The organism is Pseudomonas sp. D47, assembly GCF_045447305.1.
GTDB lineage: Bacteria > Pseudomonadota > Gammaproteobacteria > Pseudomonadales > Pseudomonadaceae > Aquipseudomonas.
Genome location: NZ_JBJGXU010000080.1, coordinates 1 through 21299, shown reverse-complemented (window position 1 = coordinate 21299; position 21299 = coordinate 1). Strand labels below are relative to the sequence as shown.

The following is a 21299-nucleotide window of genomic DNA, read 5'->3' as shown; positions in this document are numbered from 1 at the left end:
CCACTGGTATGGGTGAGCCCGGTAATGAAAGCAAGGGCTACGTCTTCCAGTTCTCTACCTGTAACCGCTTCTGCCCAACGTAGTGTGGGCGATTCGTCAAATTCAAGATCAGCGCGACTGCCGCGGAGGTGAACTGGCCTCTGGTGTCAACGTGAACATCGCCATAGCTTTTCGCCGAAAGCTGCAGTAGCGCACAGAGACTCGCGACCTTTTCACTCTTAAATGAAACCTTGATTTGATGCGCAAATTCGTTTCGTACCTTTCGGATCAACTCGCATTCCCTGTACTCGACTTCAGATAAAAGGCCCAAGGCGAACGAGGAAGCGATGCGTGCGGAGAATGTTCCAAGCGGCGCATTGAAGCCGTCAATGAGAGACTTACTTCCTTTGTTAGGGATGAGGAAGGACTCGATGATCCGAGCAAGCTGCTCATCGAGCATTGCTGCAGCAGCCAATGCAGTTCCGCGCTCCGTCTCTTTGTTAAAGTCGGCAAGGAAGTCCATGAAGCCGCTGAGATGCGGATGAGTCTCCGAAAGTGTCTTGGGAATATCGTTCATAGCTGTTCCTCAATAGCGCCGAAAAAGTGTCGATAGCGTCGGAGAATGAGTCACATCATTTCTATATGGGCTTCCACCATTGCGCTTGCCATTCGAACGCAATATTCGTCGGCCAAGTCCTCTTGGGTCATCTCGTTCAATCGTTCAACGTCGGGTACATGGTCCATGAGCTCGATCAGTTTCTCTTTTGTGCTGCTCGAGTATGTTTCCCAGAGGAAGTCGAACCAGTCCAGGTCAGTCTTCGGACAAGAGCGGCCAGCATTCCTATCAATAACTCCAAAGAAGGTCTTAGGGTGCTGGGCATGGGCCTTTAGTTCATCATCCGTCAACGGAATCTTGACTATGAAGCGCTGCTGATCGTCGCTACAAGCGATACAAAATGCCTCTCCCGACTTTGGCATGACGACGCAATTCTCTAGCGTCGCCTCGATTTGCGTCCCATTAGGTCCTGGTACCTCCATCCGCTGACCAACCTGTAGCCGTGCCTTGGGAATTCCACCAGAGAACGACTCGGCCTCTCCATCGAACGTAGCGGGAATGCGCCGGTGCTTCTGCATCGACTCCAGCAGCGCAAAGACGGGCGCATGCCGGCGCCTAATTTTGACCTGCTGAAGCAGGTTTTTCAGCCCAGGGTGAAGATCTTCGAGGTGGAAGCCCCATAGCAGCAATCCGGAAGGCAGATCAATGGCATCAAGGTGATGCTCCTCTGGATCGAAGGTGACTATGACATATGCCTGCGGAAGCTTTTGCCCAGTAGGGTCTCGCTCGTATAGCTTTAAGAGGTTTTCAGCCTCCACAAGCGCTACAGGGTTAGGCTGGCCTCTGCCCAGTTCCAGGCGTCCGTCGTTTGTGTCAATGAAAACAATGCGAGGATGATCCGACTTTTTGCTCAAAGCGCGATTCATTTGCCTGTTGATTTTCATCCGCCCCCCTTCTCGTCGCTTGGCCTCAACTGCGTAGATCGCACCGGACTTAGTGTCCGTAGCGATGAACTCAACGTGAGTAGTACGTCTGTCAGTTTCATCTTGGGGCTGCAGGTTGAAGCCTGCCCGAATCAGGGCGGCGGCGACCCGTACCTCGTACAACGCGCCGGGGAAGTTCTTAGGGCACTTGATTCGGTCGATAAGCAGCTTCTGGACCTCGATGGCGTGCTTCAGGCTGTAAAGGTCATATGCGAAGCGCATATAGGCACCAATAGCCCCCGTCATCGGCTGCGGGACACCTGTCCCCACCTGTTCCATATGAGCTTTCGAGTGCTCATAGCAGCGGACCGCCCAGGTGAGAATACGATGACGCTCTTCTGGAGGCTTACTTCCCTCAGACATCCACCATTCACTACCCAAGACGATCTTCGGGTAGTCGTTCAGGAAGTCGTGAAACGTTTTCCACTTCTGCGAGAAATGCATCGTCTGACCGACGGCTATGATTCTGTGATCATGGAACTCAGCGGAAATGATCGGCCTACCGAGGCCCTGCTGCTCACGCCTCTGAAACTCTTGGGCTTCATGACGAGCAAGTGTCATCTGTATCTCCTGTCGCATGCGCGGTCCATTCAGCTTCAGCACTATTTCGAGATTGTTGATGGACCCATGGCATTTTTTGAGCTTGCGGCCGCTACCGCAAGGGCAGGGATCATTTCGGCCAGGCTTGTTGCGCATCCGTGTAGGCCTCCTAGAGGATGAAATTGAGTGCCACGAAATGGCCGCTTAGGCCGATAGCGACACTTCAAAGCGAAGGGCTCTGATGCGATGACAGTCGTCTTAATCATCATAAACCGCCCCTCCCTGAGCAGTTATTGATGTAACACCTATTTGCCACGTAACACGTCTATCGATAAATGAAACACATCCGTGTAACACCATATAAATCGTTTAAAATCATATAGTTATACATACAGGTAACACGCGTAACACCCGTAACACCGTTTTTTAACGGTATCCCCCCGAGCCCCTTCTGAAATGCCCCCCAGCGCGGCGAGATCAATCATGCTCCTGGTTTTGCCTAGAAACCCGGGGGGGGGCCCTACGCATGTTGATTCGGCACGGGGTAGGAAACCCGCGTGATCGTGTCAGCGAAAAGGTGCCCAGCTTAGTGAACAGGTGAACCGGGTGAACTGCTGTTCACCAGTGCATTTGCCCTATGAATCGTAAAGTCGCTGGGGACCCTGGGCATTTCGGCTAGACACGGGGCATAGAACCCGCGCGTTCGTGTTAGCGGCTGGATTTTTTAAGTTGGTTGACAGGTTGACGTGGTTGACACCCATTACCTTGGTTGACGCTATGCAGGTGTTCACTATCAGCAACAGATACAGCCATCTTTACCGAAGCTGTAACGATGGCCCTTTTTCTTCAAGATCCTTTCAATTTCAACGATTGAAATTTCAGTAACTTCCAATGCCTCCCACTAACTCGATCCCGCGGGTTTCATGCCCCGTACCTAGCAAAACTCTCCAGGGGCCCCGGCAAATTTTTTGCTGCCTGCTTGGTACATCACTCGCTCTGAGCAACCAGGAAACCACATCGGACAGCTAGCGCGAATGAAAGCTTACAGCGCTCGTCACTTTTCCAGAGCTTCGACTGAGCTTCTATACTCGCCACTCGCCCCCCCTAATTGAGGCTTCAAAATGAGCGATCCAGACTCTTTGCTTGACCCTGATTTTTTCATACGACCGTCCGCGTTCCCGTCCTCAGAAGACGGACTGTTTAAGTCACAGGAGGACTGGTGGAACAACGCGTGTGTAAATTGGGGAGGAGGGTATCGTTGGACGCTTTATGCGTCAGGGTACAAGGACGCTGCCGATATTCTGGTTCAGCGCATTGAGGAGCGCAGCTCAGGTCAAGACACTCAGGTCTACCCTATTTTATTTCTATACCGACAGTATCTGGAACTACAGCTCAAAGAGCTCATTCAGATGGGTAGGTCAGTCATCGGTAAGGAGAAAGGCTTTCCGAAAGATCACCATATCGGAAAACTGTGGGCGATCTGTTACTCCCTCCTAGCTGAAATAGCACCAGGTGATTCAGTTGAGAAGCTAAAAGAAGCAGGCCGCCTCATCGACGAATTTGCATCGATAGACCCTACGTCTCAGGCATTTCGCTATCCAGAGGACAGAGATGGGAAGCCGTCGCTGCCTGGCCTCGCGACCATTAACCTTCGGAACGTGCGTGAGGTAATTGAGAAAATCGCAACGATGCTTTCAGGGGCTGGCTGCGTAGTTGACGAACAACTCCAATTTAAACACGAGATGGAAAGGGAATATCGCGGCGAATATTGAGTAAGTATTTGCATTGGTGAACCGGTTGCCGCGACACGGCAAACAGCTGCATTCCAAGATGAATATGTACTCCAGCAATTTAACTGGTGTATGCCCATGTGTATGCCTAACCGGCGGACCATCAGGAAGACCCAGTAAACGCGGGCATATGACTGCTCAGTTCAAACGACGCCGGGGCACCAGATACCGACGAAAAAGCCCCAGGTCGAAAGGCCTGGGGCTTTTTTGTGGGCATCGATTTAACGCCTCTGCAACGCCTCCAACCGCGCCGGCAAGTCTTCCTTGGGAAAGCGCTTATGCAACGCCAGCAGCTTCTCATCCGCCGCTCTGCTCTCCCCAGCCAGACGCAGATTCACAATCTCCTGCAGCCCCTGCTCCAACGATGGCAGCGCAACCGCCGCACGCTTGCTGAGTTTCGCCGCCGGCTCATCCGCCAACGCGCCGGCGACCTCAGCCTGAACCGGCGGTGCGGCGGCCATCCGGGCCATGGGCGCAGGTGCAGGCGCCGAATACGCTTGGACCACCGGGCGTGCGGCTTCCTGCTGAGGCGCAGAGAACGTCGCGGTGGATAACTCGGGTTGTGGCATTGGCGAGCGCATTACCACGCCGATCATCAGTGCCACGCCTGCGACGGTGGCGAATGCCATCTGCCAGCGTGGCTGGCGGCAGGCGTGCAGCCAGCGTTGCCACAGGCTTGGCTGTGGCGCCGGGGCTTCGCGGCGGGCGGTGTTGAGGATGAAGGCGTCGAGGGACGCAGGCGGTTCGCCTGTGCTGTGTTGACGAAAGTGTTGGAGTAACACGTCGTCCGGGTCCTGGGTGTGTCGGGAGTCGGTCATGCGGGTATCTCCTCGGCCAGCAGGCGGCGCAGTTTCTGCTGGGCGTAACGCAGGCGGCTTTTTACGGTTTCCAGCGGCGCTTGGGTGAGGGCGGCGATTTGCGGCACCTCAAGGTCGCCGTGCAGGCGCAGCAGGAAGACTTCGCGCTGGTCTTCGGGCAAGTCCTGCAGCGCGGCGTCGAGGCGCGCCTGGTCGCGGCTCAGGCTCAGTTGCTGCTCGGGGCCGGCGCTGTCGTCGGGCTGGGCGTGCAGTTGCTCATCGTAGCTGTCGTGCAATGGGTTGTGCACGCCGTGCTTGCGCCAGTGGTCGATCAGGCGGTTGCGGGCAATCTGGAACAGCCACGTACGAAAACTCGCCCGGCCTTGGGGCTGGGTGCTGCTGCGGATCAGGCTGAGCCAGGTCTCCTGATAAACCTCTTCGGCCAGTTCGGCTTTGTTGCTCAGGGACACCAGGAACCGGTACAGGCCTTGGCGGTGCCGCGCGTACAAAAGCTCGAACGCGGCACCGTCACCGGCTCGGTAGCGGGCCAGCAGCGATTCGTCGCTGGGTGAATCATCTGGAACGGCCATGTAGGTGGCGAACTCCTTTCTAGACGTTGAAACCCTTGAATTGTGGGAGCCGGGCTTGCCCGCGATAGCGGTCGGTCAGTACCGCAGATGTCGCCTGGCCCACCGCTATCGCGGGCAAGCCCGGCTCCCACATTAGATCTTCATTGGACCCAATGATTAGTGCTTGAGGCTCTGCGCCAACTCCACCAATTGCACGAACTCGCTGCGCAGGCCGAACGGGTCATCGCCTCGGGCTGAGCGGGCCAGTGCGGCGGTGTCCTGCAGGCTCATGCTGCCAGTGTAGCGGCCATCGCCCTTGAGCTGTTGGGCGAAGGCTGCAACGGCCGCCGAGAAGCGCAGATCATCGCTGGCTTTGGTCGACTCGGTGCTGATGGGCCGCTCAATCAGCTGGCTGTCACCGCCCGCCGCCGGTTTGTAGCGCACGCGCAGCATCGCCAACTCAGTGGAGGTGTTTTGCGCCGCAGGTGCAGCGGCGTAGCGCAAAGGCTCCAGCCAGCCCTTCTGGCCCTTCGGCACAATTTCGTACAGCGCGGTCACGGTATGCCCTGCGCCGATCTCGCCGGCATCGACTTTGTCGTTGTTGAAATCCTCACGTTTCAAGGCGCGGTTTTCATAGCCCAGCAGCCGGTATTCGCTGACCTTGGCGGGGTTGAATTCCACCTGCCATTTCACATCCCGCGCAACAACGGCCAGGGTTGAGCTGAGCTGATCCACGAGCACTTTTCGCGCTTCACGCAGGTTGTCGATGTAGGCGTAATTGCCATCGCCTGCGTCGGCCAGTTGTTCCATCAGGTGTTCGTTGTAGTTATCCACACCGAAGCCCAGGGTGGTCAGGGACACGCCGCTTTTACGCTGGTCGGCGGCCATTTGCTTGAGGCTGTCGAAGTCGCTGACGCCCACATTGAAGTCACCGTCGGTGGCCAGCAGGATGCGGTTGATGCCTTTGTCGATAAAGCCTGTGCGGGCCATCTGGTAGGCCAGCTCGATGCCGGACGCGCCCGCCGTGGAGCCGCCCGCCGTGAGTTGGTCGATGGCGTTACGGATCTTGGTTTTGTCGCGGCCGGACGTAGGTTCGAGCACTACGCGAGACTCACCGGCATAGACCACCAGCGACACACGGTCTTGGTCGCGGAGCTGGTCCACCAGCAATTTCAGCGTGCTTTTGACCAGCGGCAAACCTTCGCGGCGGTCCATGGAGCCGGACACATCCACCAGGAACACCAAGTTGGCCGGCGCCAGGTCAGCCACCGCGCGGTCGGATGCCTTGATGCCGATGCGCAGCAGTTGGGTGTGCGGGTTCCACGGCGTGGTGGCGACTTCGGTGGTCACGCCAAAGGGCGAGCCGTCGGTGGGTCGGGCGTAGTCGTAGGGGAAGTAATTGACCATTTCCTCCAGTCGCACAGCACCTTCAGGCGGTAGGCGCCCCTGGTTGAGGAAGCGTCTTACGTTGGCATAACTGCCGGTGTCGACATCGACACTGAACGTCGAGACGGGGGTTTCGGCAACACGATGCACCGGGTTGTCCGGCAGGTTTGCGTATTGCTCGCGGGGCTCGCTGCGGTAGGCCATCGCGGCCGAATCCTGACTCATCAGGCGCATGGCCATCGGCGCAGGCATCGGCATACGTTTGCTCAGCGCACCCTGCACAGGTTCGCTTTGCAGTTCTGCGACAGGTGCAGCGTGCTCAGGCTTGGCGACATCACGGGAAGAAGTCAACCCACAACCGGCCAGTGCAACCAGCAAGGTAACGGTGAAGCCCTGGGCGACAGGACGCACGTGCAAAAGAGGGCGGGACATTGGCTTAACCTCGTGAATGAATAATGCGATCACAAGGTAGGACGCGAGGCCTCATAGGTTCGGGTTAATGACCGGCACCTTTTTGGGAAATCGCCACAAACACGTAAGACAAATCAGCCTCCTATTGCGCCCCTAGCTGTGACGAGCCTAAACGTTGAGAACAAGCAGCACGGGTATAAAAATCTAGTCACTTCATGCCGTTATAAACCAGACGCTAAAGATTTACTCAGTCACATATTGGTCTTTGGAAATTTCTTCTAACGCTGCCAGCTTTGCGCTTAGCGCAACGGAGTTTGCGAACTTTTTATGTAGGGAGAACAACAAATAAACACTGGGAATTATCACGTTGAGAATAGATTTCAGAGCGCCTTTCTTTCCCCCCCAACCGGATGCCGCCCAACAGGCCCAAGGAACTTCTCGCCCGGCCTCTTTTCGGACGATCTACCGGCCATTGACTCAACCTGCGCGCGCCCACCGTTTTGTGCGTGCGCCTCAACAGCAAAACGCTCAAGCGAATCGCCGTTGGGACGCACCAGGCGCAAGCAGTAATACTAATGGGGGTAATTATGACGCCACCCTGCGCGAAAACGACCCATACATCAGCAGAGCCAACAGGCAGTCCTTTGATAAACAGCGGGCTGTAGAGCAGCTCACACGGGGCGCGTATAAATGGAGGGATTGGAACCAAAATAATAAGACCGAAATTTCCTATTCCTTCTTGGCCGGCGGATTCGACGAATACCAAAAACAAGACGCCCGGCGCTCCATCCAATCCTGGAGCGATGTGGCGAATCTGGCCTTCACTGAAAACGGCGGGCAAGCCGAAGGACGCTTGACCTTCCGACTTTCTGACGAACCCGGCGCACGGGGCGCTTATCCCGGCCCTTATCACGACAGCGGCGATACCACTTACAATCCGGGCTTTCTGGCTCGCCATGTGATGACTCACGAAATCGGTCACACCCTCGGCCTGACTCACCCGGGGAAATACGATGCCAGCGGCAAATGGAGCCATTCAGACCGTGTTTATGCACAGGACTCTAAAGCCCACACCGTCATGAGCTACTTCCTTGCTGAAGACAGTGGCAAACGTATGGGCGTCATACCCAATGCCCCCATGATGGATGACATCAGTGCCATCCAACAAAACTATGGCGCCAACTATCAAACCCGCAGAGAAAACAACACCTACGGTTTCAACTCCAACACCGGAAGGGACTACTACTCGCTGCGGAGCAACCGTGACGCTGCTGCTTTTTGCATCTGGGACGGCGCTGGCAACGACACGCTGGACGTCTCGGGCTATGGCACTAACCAAGTCATCAACCTCAAGGCCGGTTCGTTCTCAGATGTGGGCCACGGCCGGGGCAATGTCTCTATCGCCCGGGGCGTCACCATCGAAAATGCGATAGGGGGTTCAGGCCATGATGCGCTGATCGGTAACGACCAGATTAACCGACTCACCGGTGGCGGCGGCGCCGATCGATTACGCGGCGGCGGCGGTGCCGATAGTTTTGTGTATAACCACGCCAGCGATTCCACGCCGCAAAACCCGGATGAGATCATGGATTTCACTAGCGGCAGCGACAAGATCGACGTGACGCAGGCGCTGAGGAATGCGGGCCTGTCCTCACTGTCCGTTGTGAATGCCTGGAGCGGCAAAGCGGGTGAGGCGCTGCTCACCTACGATGAAAGAAGCGGCATGGGCTCCGTGTCCATCGACCTCAACGGCAATGGCAGAGCTGACTTGTTTATCAAGACCCATGGGCAAGTCAGGCCAAGTGACCTCGTGCCCCACAGAGCTGGCAGGGTAACAACACGTAGCCTGCCCCCAGCGCCTACGACGCGCGCTCAGCCACGCGTGAGTAACCCAGTGTCAGAACCGCGTTTCGTCTTCAACAGCGCCCGCGATTCGACCTTTTTCAATGCTCGGTTACTGACGGATTTCACCACCGGCACTGACAGTATTGACCTTCGCGGGGTGGAGAAGGAGGCCAACACGCGCCTCACGCTCGTCGAAGAGTTTACCGGGCGCATTGGCGATACCCGGGTGACCTACAACCCGCAAAGCGGCCGCTACTTCATCGCCATCGACCTGACCGGCAACCGCACCACGGACTTCCTGATGAAAAGTACGCAACTGATCAGGCCCAAAGACATCATTGTGCACTGACGGCGATGCGTGATGCTGGCCTGTGAGGGCCAGCAAACGCTTTTCACGCAGGCACAGGCAAATCAGTCGGTGCCGTACTTCGGGTTACGTGGGCCGTACAGAATCCCGGTGCGCTGCCCCGCCGACAGCAGGCGCGCACTGGTGATACCGGCAATCGGGTGCGCCGCATCAGTGGAGCTGTTGATCACTTGCTTGACCGCCGCCGTGATCAGCATGCCCACCAGGCCGCCGCTGTTGTTGTTGCCTTCCTCACTGGAGGCCCGCGCCGAACCGGTCCACAAGGTGGTGCCGGTGCGCAGGTCCACCAGTTTGGCCGAGGCCGTCACGCTGGTGTCGCTGGAGATCAGCATGTACTTGGTGCCGTACTCACTCACGGTGATGTACAGCGCCGCGTCCGCACCAAAAATGTCATGCAGTTTGGCCGGAGGCACGCCCTGGATATCGTTGGCGGTGGTCAGGCCGTTCTGGCGGAAGGTTTCGTCCACCAGGGCAATCGGCAACACGTAATAGCCAGCTTCGGCCAACGGGTAGGTGACCTGCGACACCATGCTGTAGGACGCCTGCACTTCCGGTGACTCATTGATCGGCGGCAGTACCAGGATCGACTTCGGCCGCGCCTGTTTGTATGCCGTGTAATCAATGGTCTTGGGCGCTGCGCAACCGCCGAGCAAAGCCAGGGCCAGCAAGGCGCCGGTGAGTTTTAACAGGCTCATTTAGTGGCGACTCCGGTCTTGGCGTTTTTCAGCAGAAAGTCCATGTAGGAAGCAGACTCGGGGAACAGCGCCTTCTCGGTGCGGAACTCCTGCACCATCTGGTCATCGTTGCCCATGGTCATGTACAGCATGCCCAGGTGCGCGTGGTAACCCGGCGGAGCCTTGCGGCCACTGGCGTTGATCTTTTGCAGGTCGCGTTCCAGCGCCTCTACCTGTGCTTCCTTGGGCTCGCCCTTGAAGTACTCGTAAACCTGCGGCTGGTAGCTTTCCCATTGATACAGGGGTTGGGGCGCCGTGTGGCACCCGGCGACCGTCGCGATTGCTGTCAGCATCAGCGCCAACTTAACTGCCTTGCTCATCCGTGTACTGCTCCTTGAGGTGCTGCTGATCAGTTGCGCGGGTTCCAGGCGCCGGCATTGATGCCGTCGACGAGGCGGTTGATAGCTTCGCGCATGGCCAGGTCCAGGACCTTGCCATTGAGGGTGGAGTCGTAGCTTGCAGTGCCGCCAAAGCCGATGACTTCACGGTTCGACAGGGCGTATTCACCAGCGCCCTGGGTGGAATACACCACTTCGGAGGTGCTGATGTTGACGATGTTCAACGCGACTTTGGCGTAAGCCACTTGGGTTTTGCCACGGCCGAGAATGCCGAATAACTGGCGGTCGCCGGTTTCTTTGCGGCCGAACTCGGTCACGTCACCCGTCACCACGTAGTCAGCACCTTTAAGCTTTTGCACGGTGCCTTTGATCGCGGCTTCCTGGGATATTTCGCCCATGTTGTCGCGGTCCAGCACGCTGAAGCGGTTGGTTTGCTGCAGGTGGGTGATCAGGATGGTCTTGGCCTGGCCACCGAGACGGTCAACGCCGTCGGAGAAGATGCCGCGCATGTAGCTGGAGCGGTTATCGAACTTGCCCACGGCAATGGGTACGCGCACGCCGGAATAGGCGATGTTGGCGCTGGCGACTTGCTCAACCGGCATCGCGCGGTTGCTCTCCGTGGCACAACCGGCCACGGTCAGCAGCGCTGCGGCGGTAAGGCCCGACAGCAGGATTTTGGACAGTGTTTTCACAGGGTGCTCCTAGAGTGAGAAATCGGGTGCAGCAGGTAACGCTAGCGGGACGGAATATCGCGCAGATCATCAAGGATGTAGTCGCTCAGCCCGCCAGTGAAATATCGCTCGACACTGGAATTACCGGTGTTGGTGATAATGCCGCCAATGGTCTTCCATTGCTGTGGCTGGCCCCGCCAATTGTTGGGTACCAGGCCGGGCCGGTTCTGGGCGAAGTGAAGCACCTCGGCATCCGCTTTCTTGACCTTGACCTTGTAGCCAAAATCGATGCTTTGCAGGATGGTGCCGTCGCTGACCACCAGGTTGGACAGCCCACCGTTGGAGTCGATGATATGGCGCACGTAGACGATATCCACGTCCAGCAAGTAATCGGCGGTTTGCTTACTGGTGGCGTAACGCTTGGCGTTAAGCAGGCGATTGACCAGATCGACGCCGAGTTCCTGGCGGACCTTGTCATCAGGCATGAAGTGCTTACTCTCGCCCCTCACCTCAACGTTGAACGTATCGAGCCAATACGTAGCCGTCTTGGGAATGGTGACCGGCGCCGGTGAAATGTAGTAATCCGGCTTGGAGGCGCAGCCCGCCATGAAGCAGAGGGCGAGGCATATAACGAACGCGCGCATGTCTGATTTCATCCCTGAAAAGTATCGTGCTTTAAACAATCGCGGTATTTTACGGGGTTGAGAGGGCTTCTCAAGCTGTTTCGGTGACTGTCTTGCAGTCACGCACACGCCTCAAGTTATCGACCGCCCGGTCGAGACCCTGACTTGGTTCGTTCATTAATAGGGAAATTTTGTGCTGAACACCCTCTGCCGCGCTGCGGCGCTGATCGCGACGCTGTCGATGACCGGCTGCGTCTCTTATACCGTCACCGGCCCCATTGGCGCCCCGCTCCACCCCGCCACTAGCAGCAGCCCGCGCAGCGCGCAAATCGCCGATGTGGCGGTGAACGCCGCCGACGTCAATGACGCCAACAAAACCGCGATCAGCCGCTCGCTCACCGCCCAGCTCAACCAGTACGTACGCACAGCGGGCTACTTCAAGCAAGTCACCGAGTACCCCACCCGTCTTGAAGAGAACGACGTGGTGCTCAAGTTCAACATGACCTCGCTCAAAGGCCATCGCGCGCCGCACCCGGCCTACATCCCCGGCGCCTTGCTGACGCTGACGATCTGGATCTGGGTCAACGGGCCGATCTATGTGGACAGCTTCGAGGTGGCCGGCGACCTGGTGATCGTCGACCGCAACGGCAAAGAACTGGCCACGGCCAAGGAAGACCTCAAGTTCGAACACAACGTGGGCCTGTACGGCCGCGAATACTGGGCACCGTCCATGGGCGCCCAGCAACTGAACACCCTCATCGCGCAACTGCTCGACACTGCCACCGCCAAACTGGCCAAACCCTGAATTCAAGGAACAACACATGCAAGGATTGATCAAGCACAGCCTGGTACTCGCCGCCGTCTTACTGACCGGCTGCGTGTCCTACTCGCAACACGAACTGCCACCGGTGCAAACCTGGCCGCCGACCGCCAATGCGCCGGCACAAAAGCCGACCGCTTACGTGCGCACCACAGCGCTGAGCCAGGTCAACGGCGGCCCCGGCAACGCCACCGCTGGCGCGCCGGCGGCCCTCTGGGAAAAGTCCGTGGCCGATGCGTTCCGCCAGTCCAACCGCTTTGCGCGGGTGAGCACTGATAAGGTCGACTCGGACATCTACGCCGACGCCACGCTGTACAACAACGAACAGTTCAGCATGGCCTCGGCGATCATCACCGGTGTCACGTTCTTCATCATCCCGTCCACGGCGAAAAATACCTTCACCCTGGAGACCGTGTTCAAGGACAAGGACGGCAAAGAGCTGGGCCGGGTCAAGAAAAGCGAATCGGTGCGCACCTGGATGCACCTGGTGCTGATCGTGGGTATTCCGTTCCAGGCCAATACCGGTGAAGTGGTTGAAGCGCTGACGCGCAGCACGTTGGATGAGGCGGTGCAGCGCAAGTTGCTGTAACGCCTTCGAACGCAGGGATCGCGACCTATGGCGAGGGCGCTTGCTGATGTATGCCCGGCGTATCGGCCGGGCACGCGCCTTGTTCGGAGCGAGCATGGCCCACCCACTGCGGGCCTGGCGGCTGGGTGGGACGTTGCGAGGCGCTTTTCTAAGGCGCGCTGATCCGAAGATATCGCGCGCGCACTTGCGCGTACGAAAGGCTCACCGCGTCAACATCACTCAAGATGCAGTGCCATATGCGGCCGAACTCATAAACGAACCAGTCACAAAGCGCCCTGGAACCGCGGGCGTGCCCTAACTGGATTTCGATCAGGCTTTGAGGCTGCGCGCCCAAGTGCTCGGCCCACTCAAACACATCCTGCTCAGCATAAAAATCAGCCCACTGCTCAACGGTTAACAGCGCCAGGTATAAATCGCCCTCATCCTGACTGATCGACCCACGAGCGGGTTTGCCAGCACTGGCGAATCCACCTAACGACTCGATAAACGCCGCAAACGTGCGCTCATTTATTTCAGCAGAGCAGATAATCATTGCAGAGTCGCTCATAGCCTGACCGATCCTCACATGAGAGTGCAGCGCCGGTTTTTCCGCCGCCATCTGATAGGTTTATTTCGACTCCCGCTCACGCTTCTGCGCGCAAAATGGCTCCCAGCCTTTCACGACAGTGCCGGTGTACTCGCCACAGCTCGCCCCCTCCAGGCTCTCGTCGAGCGCGTCGCGCTCAGGTGCAAACCACACCGAGTCGACCAGGTACGCCGCGCCCGCTGCCAGCATGAGCACCACCGCCAAACGCGTCGCCATATAGCGCGCCGTGGCCCGGGGCGTGCGCGTGCGCTCAAATACAAACGCGAACAGCAGCCCAATGGCGCCCATCAGGAAAACACCCAGCGCCGAGCCGAAAGCGCCGGCAGTGGAGCTGTCGAAGTAGGCCCACGCCACCATAGAGACGCTGGCACTGACGAACATCAGCAGCAGGCAAATCACCTGCGCCAACCGCCACCCTATTACCGCTAAACTTGCCATTGAAACCTCACGCGTCATGGGAACCTCGTACCAATGCGCACCGGTTCATTCGAGAACCAGATGCCGGTGACTTTGCCGACCACATCCTCAACAGCCACCTGGCCCATGAAGCGGCTGTCATTGCTCACATCGCGGTTGTCGCCCAACAGGTACACGTGCCCCGGCTCGACCAAAAACGGCGCCAGTGTCAAGGAGTAGTCCTTCTTCACCCGCTCGGCCGGGGCGTGGAACAACCCCAGGTTTTCGCCATTGCGGATCAGCTCGCCGTTGACGATCGCCAGCGTGTCGCCGCCGACACCAGCCACACGCTTGACCGCCTCGGTGCCGTTCCAGCGATACACCACGATATCGCCGGCCTTGGGTGCGCCGGGGCGCAAGTCGGACACGATGTAATCACCGATCGACAGCGTAGGAATCATCGAGCCCGAGGGTATGTAATAGTTTTTGAAACCCAGTAGCGGCGCGCGAAACGCGTCAAATATCAGCAAGGTGATCGCGATCAGCACGCCGACGTACAGTACATGGAAACGCTTGCGTGGCACGCCCGGTGGGCCGTCGTAACGGCGGGCCAGCACCGCGGAGGCAATCGCGGAGGCCAGCTTGACGAGGATGATGAACGCCAAGAGCACGTAGAGCCCGACAGGCGTGGCGGCCAACCCGGTGACCCCCAGCAACACCACGCCGACATACAGCAACGCCGCAACCCGAATGCCCCATTTGATGCGGCCGACATACACCAACCCCCAGCCGACGACCAGGCAGGACATCAGGAAGGCGAGAAGGGAGAACTTGCTGGATTTCATTGATCATCCTTGATGACAGGATTCATTCCGTGAGCTTTTTACGCGGCAGGTTACTGACGTGTGGGCTTATTTGAGTTCTTTCACCAGATACCCACTGGAGATCTGCGTGATACCCCTGAGCGCGCGGCGCAATGCCTCAGGGTCGGTGCAATACGTGAGCGGCCGAGCCTGGAGCCCGACCGCCTCAAGCGTTTTTAACTCACTTGCTTTCTTTTGCCACGGTGCCCAAGGACGCATCCTTGACCAGATAACGGCCTTCCACATCGCTCAGCACTTTGAGGCTGTTGCGTGCCACGGCGAAGCCCATTTCGACTTCCTGCTTGAGGTAAACCACCTCACCGGCCTTGACGTTGATCGGCATGTCGGCCCAGTTTTCAGCTTTGGAGCTGATCACGTGCTGGCCCGGCGTCACGAAGAAATAAATGTACTGGTTGCCGCGGTTGTAACCCATCTCCGAGTCGGCTTCCTTGTCATCCAGGAACACGTTGAACCGCACCATCATCCCCACGTTGCTTGGGCGTACCACGTACACCAGGCCTTTGTCGGCGACAGCAGCCTTGGGCAGCGAGTAGTTCGCCACGTCCGCCTGCATTTTCTCTACCGACGGTGTCGAGGAGCAGCCAAACAGCGTGGCCAGGGACAATACAACAGCAGCTTTGCAGAACAACTTGATCATGTACTTCTTCCTTGTGGTGTAACGGTAGAGCGGGTTGATGCGACGGCGATTGACCGGCGCGGGTGCTTTGATGCGTTTAATCATCGCCAGTGTGTCGGCCATGGGGCTGAAGACATGAGGCAATGAACGTGGGCCAGTACTTTGATGCCTTGCGTGGGTTTGGGCGCGGGGCTTATAGTCCGGCCCGTCGCCCAAATGGCGATCAGGTTTGGCGACCTGACAACAGAGTGCAAAAGCAACCCGCTTCTATGCAGGTGTTTTTGCACCCGCAAAGCTGTGCATGTTATGGCGGCTGTGCGCGGGAGACCTTCGGGTCTGCCGGTTTTCTCTGTTGCCGGTTCGCCAACCTGCGTACAGCTGCCACCCTTTCGTTTGGCGACGAATGAGTGGTGGCTTAATCCACTAACAGAGAACTGAAAATGAACCAATACATGCCCCTTACGGGCCACGACAGCACCGTCCCCGCTCTGCTCATCGACACCTGTGCGCCCCTCGACGTCCTCCACGACGCCGCCGTGTACCGGATTCGAGCCGTTACCCAACTGCTGGAAAACCTGGCCTTTCGCGAACAGCTCAGCAGCGATGCTGTGGTGCTTCAAGACTTCGCCCAATTGCTGGCTATTCCGCTGCGCGATGGGTGTGATTTGCTTGATGTCATCATGCGCAGGCTCCATGCCGATCCATCCTGAGTAAAAGCCGGGCGGCCCTGGCGCCGCCCAACTGATACGCGCAACGTCACCCATACAACTGACGAAAATACGCATCAACCCAATCGCTGGACCAAAAAGACAGTTCAGAAAATTCAAACGACTCACACACCGCGATGCACCCTCTGAGTGGCGCAGGTATATCCTCAATGCTCGCCGTAATAGTGGGCAGCAAATACCTGAAATAATCCCCTATCTGGCTCTGCCCCTGATAGCCCACCGGGTAATCTTCATTGGGCACGCTGCCTTCCACCCCATGATAAACATAGAACCCTTTGATCGACGGCACGTTATATTCCGTCAACGCCAACTCCGCTGACGAGCGCTCACCGATGAATGCTTCTACGTCTGCTCTTCGGGCAAGGTGCCGATAGGTGCGAGCGGAATACAGGCCAAGTATCGTTTCACCCTGTTTGCTCTCAGGGTAGGTATCGAACTCGGCAGACTCCTCCCACAGGTATTCGCTCAATCGATCCAACTTCGACTCTACATCAGGCAGCGCTAACACCACGGCCGGCAAACCGCCAAAGCAGTTATTCACCATCACGGCGATTGCGCCTGCCTTGTCCATGGCGAACCATGTAACGATCTCGCCGAACCCAGGAACCCAGTCTTTGTTGATAGACATTTATTACCGTCCGTTCGTGTGTATTTGCTGCAATAAGGGAAGCGGATTTACTTAAGCGACAGAGGACGTTCGACAATTAGATAAGCCTCCCCTATTTTCGCATTTAACGGCTATATCTCGTGTTATCGCGCCACCGACCGCCACGTCACCAGCCCATCCAAGCCGTGTTCAGACTTCAGGAATTTGAGTACGTTTTGCGCCTCGGCCTTTTCCTCAAACGGTCCTGCGTAAAGGTGTGGCGGCTCATCAAGCACTGTCGGCACATCGATGAGCGCCATCTGTGCCGCCATCCGCTCAAACGCCTCATCCGTATCGGCCGTCATACGCGCTACCCAACCGCTGCGATCTCTCAAGGCAATCGGCTCCACTTGCGCCCCGCAGTGCTTACAGCGAAAGGCCGCCGCCTGGATGGATTGGTTGCAGGCTGGGCAAGGCCGCAGGTCCGGGTGCACCAAGGCGTCAACACCGGTCTTTGCCAGCCGGGGCATTAACAACACAGCGACCAGGGCGAACGCGGAAAGGAAGAGCGAGATCGCAAACCACCGGGGACCTGAGCGCCCGCGTGTGCTTGCAACGTAAGCCGTGACGGCTGCGATAATGAGCCAGAAGGGGAGTGAGGTACCCATAGACTTCCTTGTTTGAGTGAGTGGTGCGCCTGTTGAACAAGCAGGTAAAGGAAGAACAGTGGGCCGAATTACTTAACTGGCGGAGCATTTCGATTAGATAAATCGTCCCCTTTTCATTTTTTAAGCTCCCGGCCACAAGGATTGATCATCTGCATGATCTCTGTATTGGTTGTATAGACAATGGCAGGAGACCTCGAAACATAAGTTGTCTCACTGGTCCGCCCGGTAGCTTCCACAAAATTACCCTCTGGCCCCACATAGGCTTTTTTTCCGTCCGGCACCATGACGTCGAGCATGAGCTTTTTTTTCTTCATATCCGGTTTATTGTGCACATCGACTGTCCAAACCTGCAGCGCATACTCTTGGGTGAATAAGTAGAAATTTGGTGAGGTCTCTCTGGACTCGAAGAGGTGAGCGCACATGACGTCACTGACCATGACTGTTAAGTCGGGTTTATAGTGCTGACTGCTATAACTGACAAGTATCAGTTTTGTGCGCGTCTGTACCGCCAGTGCGTCCTGTGGATGACACGGTGTCATGTCACCATAAGGATAGGTGCACCAAGTCACCTGAGTCATCGTGACAATCTCGTCAGGCCTTACGGAAAGGTCCTTTTGGATGGAAATCTGGTCCTCGGGCTTTTCGTAGGGAATGCCTGAGCAGCCTGTTAATAGCGTGAAATTGAACAGGATGACTAGGTAAAGACCTTTTCGGTATAGGTTCCCATATTTCATTGTCGAAGTTCCTTTTCTGCTGCTATGGTTTTTCTACCGCTGCTAAATGATCAAACCGGCGTCAACAAATAGGACGGTTTTGTTTAAACAGCCAAACATTTCACTCATATAAACTTGGCCAACTTTCCACTTGATCAATTTGATATTAGTGATGCCTTCCACAACTCTCCACCCTCGGAAAACTCCAAACGTAGAGCATACGTCTCGAAATCATACTTAAACCACTGTTGAACATAACCAATTAATATATCGAGTCTGCCTGGTGCAGAATTATCAGCAGGGCCTAACTCGCAAATAATATCTTGAGCATTCCATGCTTGAGCCTTTCGATCAAGTACATCCGCCTTGCAAGCTGAATACCCTTCATGACCCTGCACAAAAAAATGAATGTGATTCAACTTCCCTAAACGAAACCCAAACTCCATACCTAATTTGAAAAACTTATAATAACGCGTCTTTCCCAGCGGATCATTATAGCTATCCGGCGTCTCTGAAATTTCCAGCGGCTCACCAACTTTCAGGCATAACGCCTTCACTATTGGCCCGTCCTCATCTTGACCAAGAGCCTGAACAAAATCTGACCACATGTTCATTACTCAACCCCAGCCTCATGATTTCATTGAACGATTTTTGAATGCTTTCATCCACAAACCCGAGTCGTAACCTTGGCGAGTCAAACTCACTCTCAGTCTATCTACGTCACGAAAAACTGAACAAGGGGGCAGATTTATTTAAATGACAAAGCATTTCAATTAAATAAATCTGCCTCCTTTCCCCTACATTTACTCAATTGCCACTCTGACTCAAAACGTTTATCTCGCGCCAGTAAACATTTTCTGGCAAATCCTGATTCTGGCTAAACAGAGAAAAAACCTCAATCACCTCATCAATATTAAACCACTCATCTTTCTTTAATTCAACACACCCCCCTCCAAACGATAGCAAAGTTCCATCTTCAAAGTTTGTGCTGGAATTTGAATGATAACCTCTATACAGCTTTTTATTTTTAGCGTCATATCGCTCAATAAAACAAGTAAATCTGCCTCCAGCCACTTGCACGTAGTTACCGTCATCGTCAGTAATGCATGCGAATGAGCTAGGACCGTAGCTTTTTAATTTTTTTAGCGTTTTTATAAGCTGCACATGACTAACACCAGCTATTACAGGACTATTCTCGGCTTCGAGCTTCATATTTTCCACGACTATAAAAGGACGGTTTTATTTAAACGACAAAGCACTTCAATTAAATACATTCGCCCCCTTCTATCCCACTCCCTTTCCCACTGCCGCTTGGAGCATCCGGACTGTCACTTCAATCCAAATAAAAGTTGCCTAAGCGCACGTTGCTTCCCTAGGGTTGAATCATCAGAAAAAACATCATCAGATGTTATAACTTTAAAAAAACTACCGTGATCACAAACTTTAAATCCCTGTTTTTTCAATAACGAAATAATGACAAGTCTATCCATACCAACTCTCTTCCAGAAGAGATCGCCCAGCCACATGGTGCTTCCAATTGCCTCAATGTAACCTTGCCTGTGCACGCTACGGCCAGGGTTTTCTGATATATCAATTTCCATTTGGTCCAAGGGAGGAGGCAACCCATTAGACCTCATAGGAAGACCTGAAAGAGAGCGACCCGAGCCTTCATACTCTAGAGGGTCGGTAGCATTCTGCCAGAAATCATATTCAACATCAGAAACCCATGCCTGAATAAAACCTTCCATGCCGAGAATAGCCTCTATTTCCTCTTCCAACTGAGCATTGTTATGACTCTCTAACTCTTCTAATACTAAAAAGCAATAACCCAGCGCTGGAAGCAACCCGAATCGGAGTTCAAATCCACTAGAGACCAAACCACTAGGCCATGATTTTTTCTTCAGTATTTCCTTTTCAAGCGTTTTGATATCAGTCTTAACCCCATGCAGAAAAAATGCTGCGGGAGAGTAAACCTTATTTAAAAACTCTCTAACCAAGGCCAGCACCTGCAAACCACTGATCGACTCAACATCAAAAACAAATTTGAACCGCTTCATCTTTTCAGGCCTCACTTGAACTCTTTAACAATCACTTTGACATTATATTCACGACCAAACTCGATAAGCGACTTAGCAGCGGCCGAACCACCAGGCTGAACTCGCAGATCAAGTACCATATTAGCTGGCACACCATTAACTTTCGCGCCGTTTGTCCCTAAATCGACAATATGATCTTGCATTCGGCCTAACCACGTACTTCCTGCCGTATCTACGGACTTCAGACTAACGAGCGTATTACCATTCTGAAAATCAACAAGCGGGAAGTACCCATTTCTTTCGGCTCCTACGTTGTACCAGCCGGCCTGTGGTGAATACTCAGTTTTAGCAAGGTGTGACTCAATGTCTACCCCTCGTTTAGTCGGTTTAAGACTCCAAACCTCTGGAAGATTCGATGCGAGACCTTTTGCACCAGCTAAGAAATCACGTCAAGACGACCACAGGAAAACCGAATCAAATCGCCGACGCTAATTTCTCCGGGCAAAACATCATCTAATTCAACGACAACTGAGCCAACCACCACTAACCGCTCTTTTAGATCAATCACCTCAGCCAGAAACTCATGAGCAAAACTCTCACCTAAACGTTGCATGACTGGCTGAGCATTCAATTCCGCCTTGGTTACTCCCCTAATCGAGATGGCAAGCAAAGGCTCGCGCAGGCGATCCCCCACCTGCATGCTGCATGGATGAGAAAAAGCCACGCACTCAAAATTTTCATCACCAATTGTCAGCATTGCCTCTTGCGCATCTTTAGAAATCCATTCACACCGCTTAACGATCATTTAGAAAACCCTAAACTAGGTGCTTTTCTTGCCAGCTCACTTACAGACTTAACATGGAATGTAGTTATATTTCCTGTTGTCCTATCCAGACCTACAAACCCATATTTAGCACTTCCTTCGCCGCCAATCAGCCTTACATACCCATTCATTTCCGGAACAAATGTTCCGTTTTTAATTACATTATTTGCATCATCTAGATAGTTTTTAAGATTATAAGAACTCCGGCCAAATGCCCCCATCAACTCTGAACCATGCTTTCCAAAGTGCTGGACCGCTTCATCAC

Annotated in this window: 26 protein-coding genes and 1 pseudogene; 5 read left to right on the top strand and 22 right to left on the bottom strand. The window is 55.2% G+C overall.

All coding sequences use genetic code 11. The features are described 5' to 3' along the window. Positions 1-37: 37 nt before the first annotated feature. Positions 38-556: a transcriptional regulator gene (locus ACI77I_RS29035; RefSeq protein ID WP_406999596.1), complete on the bottom strand. Its 519-nt coding sequence runs from the start codon at positions 554-556 to the stop codon at positions 38-40. Between the two features lie 1577 nt (positions 557-2133). Then, positions 2134-2217 (bottom strand): annotated as a pseudogene (locus ACI77I_RS29030) (SEC-C metal-binding domain-containing protein); the annotation flags it as partial. Between the two features lie 962 nt (positions 2218-3179). Here ACI77I_RS29030 and ACI77I_RS29025 point away from each other — a divergent pair. Then, the gene (locus tag ACI77I_RS29025) at positions 3180-3830 is read left to right on the top strand and encodes a hypothetical protein (protein WP_406999594.1); all 651 of its coding nucleotides are present in this window, start codon (positions 3180-3182) and stop codon (positions 3828-3830) included. 239 nt (positions 3831-4069) lie between these two features. Here the strand turns inward: ACI77I_RS29025 and ACI77I_RS29020 are convergent, their stop codons facing one another. The 3 genes from ACI77I_RS29020 to ACI77I_RS29010 form a co-directional block, all read right to left on the bottom strand. Continuing rightward, positions 4070-4666 carry a hypothetical protein gene (locus ACI77I_RS29020; RefSeq protein WP_406999592.1) on the bottom strand — a complete coding sequence of 199 codons (597 nt, stop codon included), beginning with the start codon at positions 4664-4666 and terminating at the stop codon, positions 4070-4072. After that, positions 4663-5235 (bottom strand): RNA polymerase sigma factor, encoded by a 573-nt coding sequence (locus tag ACI77I_RS29015; RefSeq protein ID WP_242153804.1) that lies wholly within the window; start codon positions 5233-5235, stop codon positions 4663-4665. Before ACI77I_RS29015 ends, ACI77I_RS29020 begins: the two co-directional genes overlap by 4 nt. 156 nt (positions 5236-5391) lie before the next feature. Beyond that, positions 5392-7032: a vWA domain-containing protein gene (locus ACI77I_RS29010; protein WP_406999590.1), complete on the bottom strand. Its 1641-nt coding sequence runs from the start codon at positions 7030-7032 to the stop codon at positions 5392-5394. A gap of 451 nt (positions 7033-7483) precedes the next feature. Between ACI77I_RS29010 and ACI77I_RS29005 the strand changes: the two genes are divergently transcribed. Continuing rightward, the gene (locus ACI77I_RS29005; RefSeq protein ID WP_406999588.1) at positions 7484-9205 is read left to right on the top strand and encodes a M10 family metallopeptidase C-terminal domain-containing protein; all 1722 of its coding nucleotides are present in this window, start codon (positions 7484-7486) and stop codon (positions 9203-9205) included. Between the two features lie 62 nt (positions 9206-9267). Here ACI77I_RS29005 and ACI77I_RS29000 read toward each other — a convergent pair whose 3' ends face one another. Genes ACI77I_RS29000 through ACI77I_RS28985 form a run of 4 tightly spaced genes read right to left on the bottom strand, consistent with a single transcriptional unit; the run spans position 9268 to position 11610 of the window. Continuing rightward, the gene (locus tag ACI77I_RS29000) at positions 9268-9918 is read right to left on the bottom strand and encodes a DUF799 domain-containing protein (RefSeq protein ID WP_242153798.1); all 651 of its coding nucleotides are present in this window, start codon (positions 9916-9918) and stop codon (positions 9268-9270) included. After that, positions 9915-10277 (bottom strand): DUF4810 domain-containing protein, encoded by a 363-nt coding sequence (locus tag ACI77I_RS28995; protein ID WP_406999586.1) that lies wholly within the window; start codon positions 10275-10277, stop codon positions 9915-9917. The genes ACI77I_RS29000 and ACI77I_RS28995 overlap by 4 nt, the downstream gene beginning before the upstream one ends. Before the next feature lie 29 nt (positions 10278-10306). After that, a complete protein-coding gene (locus ACI77I_RS28990; RefSeq protein WP_406999584.1) occupies positions 10307-10987 on the bottom strand; it encodes a CsgG/HfaB family protein in 681 nt (226 codons plus the stop codon). A 41-nt stretch (positions 10988-11028) separates the two neighbouring features. Further along, a complete protein-coding gene (locus ACI77I_RS28985; protein ID WP_083355845.1) occupies positions 11029-11610 on the bottom strand; it encodes a hypothetical protein in 582 nt (193 codons plus the stop codon). 172 nt (positions 11611-11782) lie between these two features. Between ACI77I_RS28985 and ACI77I_RS28980 the strand changes: the two genes are divergently transcribed. Both ACI77I_RS28980 and ACI77I_RS28975 read left to right on the top strand, forming a co-directional pair. Continuing rightward, positions 11783-12394, top strand: a complete 612-nt coding sequence (locus ACI77I_RS28980; protein WP_406999582.1) for a hypothetical protein — start codon at positions 11783-11785, stop codon at positions 12392-12394. A 16-nt stretch (positions 12395-12410) separates the two neighbouring features. Further along, positions 12411-12998, top strand: coding sequence for a hypothetical protein (locus tag ACI77I_RS28975; protein ID WP_083355847.1), 588 nt, complete (start codon positions 12411-12413; stop codon positions 12996-12998). A 148-nt stretch (positions 12999-13146) separates the two neighbouring features. On the opposite strand, the gene ACI77I_RS28970 is transcribed toward ACI77I_RS28975, so the two are convergent. The 4 genes from ACI77I_RS28970 to ACI77I_RS28955 all read right to left on the bottom strand — a co-directional run bounded on the left by ACI77I_RS28970 (position 13147) and on the right by ACI77I_RS28955 (position 15417). Beyond that, the gene (locus ACI77I_RS28970; RefSeq protein WP_130908816.1) at positions 13147-13545 is read right to left on the bottom strand and encodes a hypothetical protein; all 399 of its coding nucleotides are present in this window, start codon (positions 13543-13545) and stop codon (positions 13147-13149) included. A 60-nt stretch (positions 13546-13605) separates the two neighbouring features. Next, the gene (locus ACI77I_RS28965) at positions 13606-14022 is read right to left on the bottom strand and encodes a hypothetical protein (protein ID WP_406999579.1); all 417 of its coding nucleotides are present in this window, start codon (positions 14020-14022) and stop codon (positions 13606-13608) included. 14 nt (positions 14023-14036) lie between these two features. Beyond that, complete coding sequence (lepB, locus tag ACI77I_RS28960; RefSeq protein ID WP_083355850.1) at positions 14037-14825, bottom strand: signal peptidase I; 789 nt, start codon at positions 14823-14825, stop codon at positions 14037-14039. A gap of 199 nt (positions 14826-15024) precedes the next feature. Beyond that, positions 15025-15417: a DUF2846 domain-containing protein gene (locus ACI77I_RS28955; protein WP_169876735.1), complete on the bottom strand. Its 393-nt coding sequence runs from the start codon at positions 15415-15417 to the stop codon at positions 15025-15027. 515 nt (positions 15418-15932) lie between these two features. Here ACI77I_RS28955 and ACI77I_RS28950 point away from each other — a divergent pair. Further along, positions 15933-16190, top strand: coding sequence for a hypothetical protein (locus ACI77I_RS28950; protein ID WP_083360333.1), 258 nt, complete (start codon positions 15933-15935; stop codon positions 16188-16190). Positions 16191-16236: 46 nt separating this feature from the next. Here the strand turns inward: ACI77I_RS28950 and ACI77I_RS28945 are convergent, their stop codons facing one another. The 9 genes from ACI77I_RS28945 to ACI77I_RS28905 form a co-directional block, all read right to left on the bottom strand. Beyond that, positions 16237-16836, bottom strand: coding sequence for a hypothetical protein (locus ACI77I_RS28945; RefSeq protein ID WP_406999577.1), 600 nt, complete (start codon positions 16834-16836; stop codon positions 16237-16239). A gap of 122 nt (positions 16837-16958) precedes the next feature. Next, positions 16959-17462, bottom strand: coding sequence for a zinc ribbon domain-containing protein (locus tag ACI77I_RS28940; RefSeq protein WP_406999575.1), 504 nt, complete (start codon positions 17460-17462; stop codon positions 16959-16961). A 113-nt stretch (positions 17463-17575) separates the two neighbouring features. Continuing rightward, positions 17576-18196 carry a hypothetical protein gene (locus ACI77I_RS28935; protein ID WP_406999573.1) on the bottom strand — a complete coding sequence of 207 codons (621 nt, stop codon included), beginning with the start codon at positions 18194-18196 and terminating at the stop codon, positions 17576-17578. Positions 18197-18330: 134 nt separating this feature from the next. Further along, entirely contained in the window at positions 18331-18789 is a 459-nt protein-coding gene (locus tag ACI77I_RS28930) for a hypothetical protein (RefSeq protein ID WP_406999571.1), read from the bottom strand. Positions 18790-18982: 193 nt separating this feature from the next. Next, positions 18983-19387 carry a hypothetical protein gene (locus tag ACI77I_RS28925; protein WP_406999569.1) on the bottom strand — a complete coding sequence of 135 codons (405 nt, stop codon included), beginning with the start codon at positions 19385-19387 and terminating at the stop codon, positions 18983-18985. 116 nt (positions 19388-19503) lie between these two features. Further along, a complete protein-coding gene (locus tag ACI77I_RS28920) occupies positions 19504-20232 on the bottom strand; it encodes a hypothetical protein (RefSeq protein WP_406999567.1) in 729 nt (242 codons plus the stop codon). A gap of 11 nt (positions 20233-20243) precedes the next feature. Then, positions 20244-20414, bottom strand: coding sequence for a hypothetical protein (locus tag ACI77I_RS28915; protein WP_406999565.1), 171 nt, complete (start codon positions 20412-20414; stop codon positions 20244-20246). Between the two features lie 233 nt (positions 20415-20647). Beyond that, positions 20648-21016, bottom strand: a complete 369-nt coding sequence (locus ACI77I_RS28910) for a hypothetical protein (RefSeq protein ID WP_076962001.1) — start codon at positions 21014-21016, stop codon at positions 20648-20650. Further along, positions 21013-21299 (bottom strand): hypothetical protein (locus tag ACI77I_RS28905; RefSeq protein WP_406999563.1); only part of this gene is annotated, 287 nt, incomplete at its 5' end. The genes ACI77I_RS28905 and ACI77I_RS28910, both read right to left, overlap by 4 nt.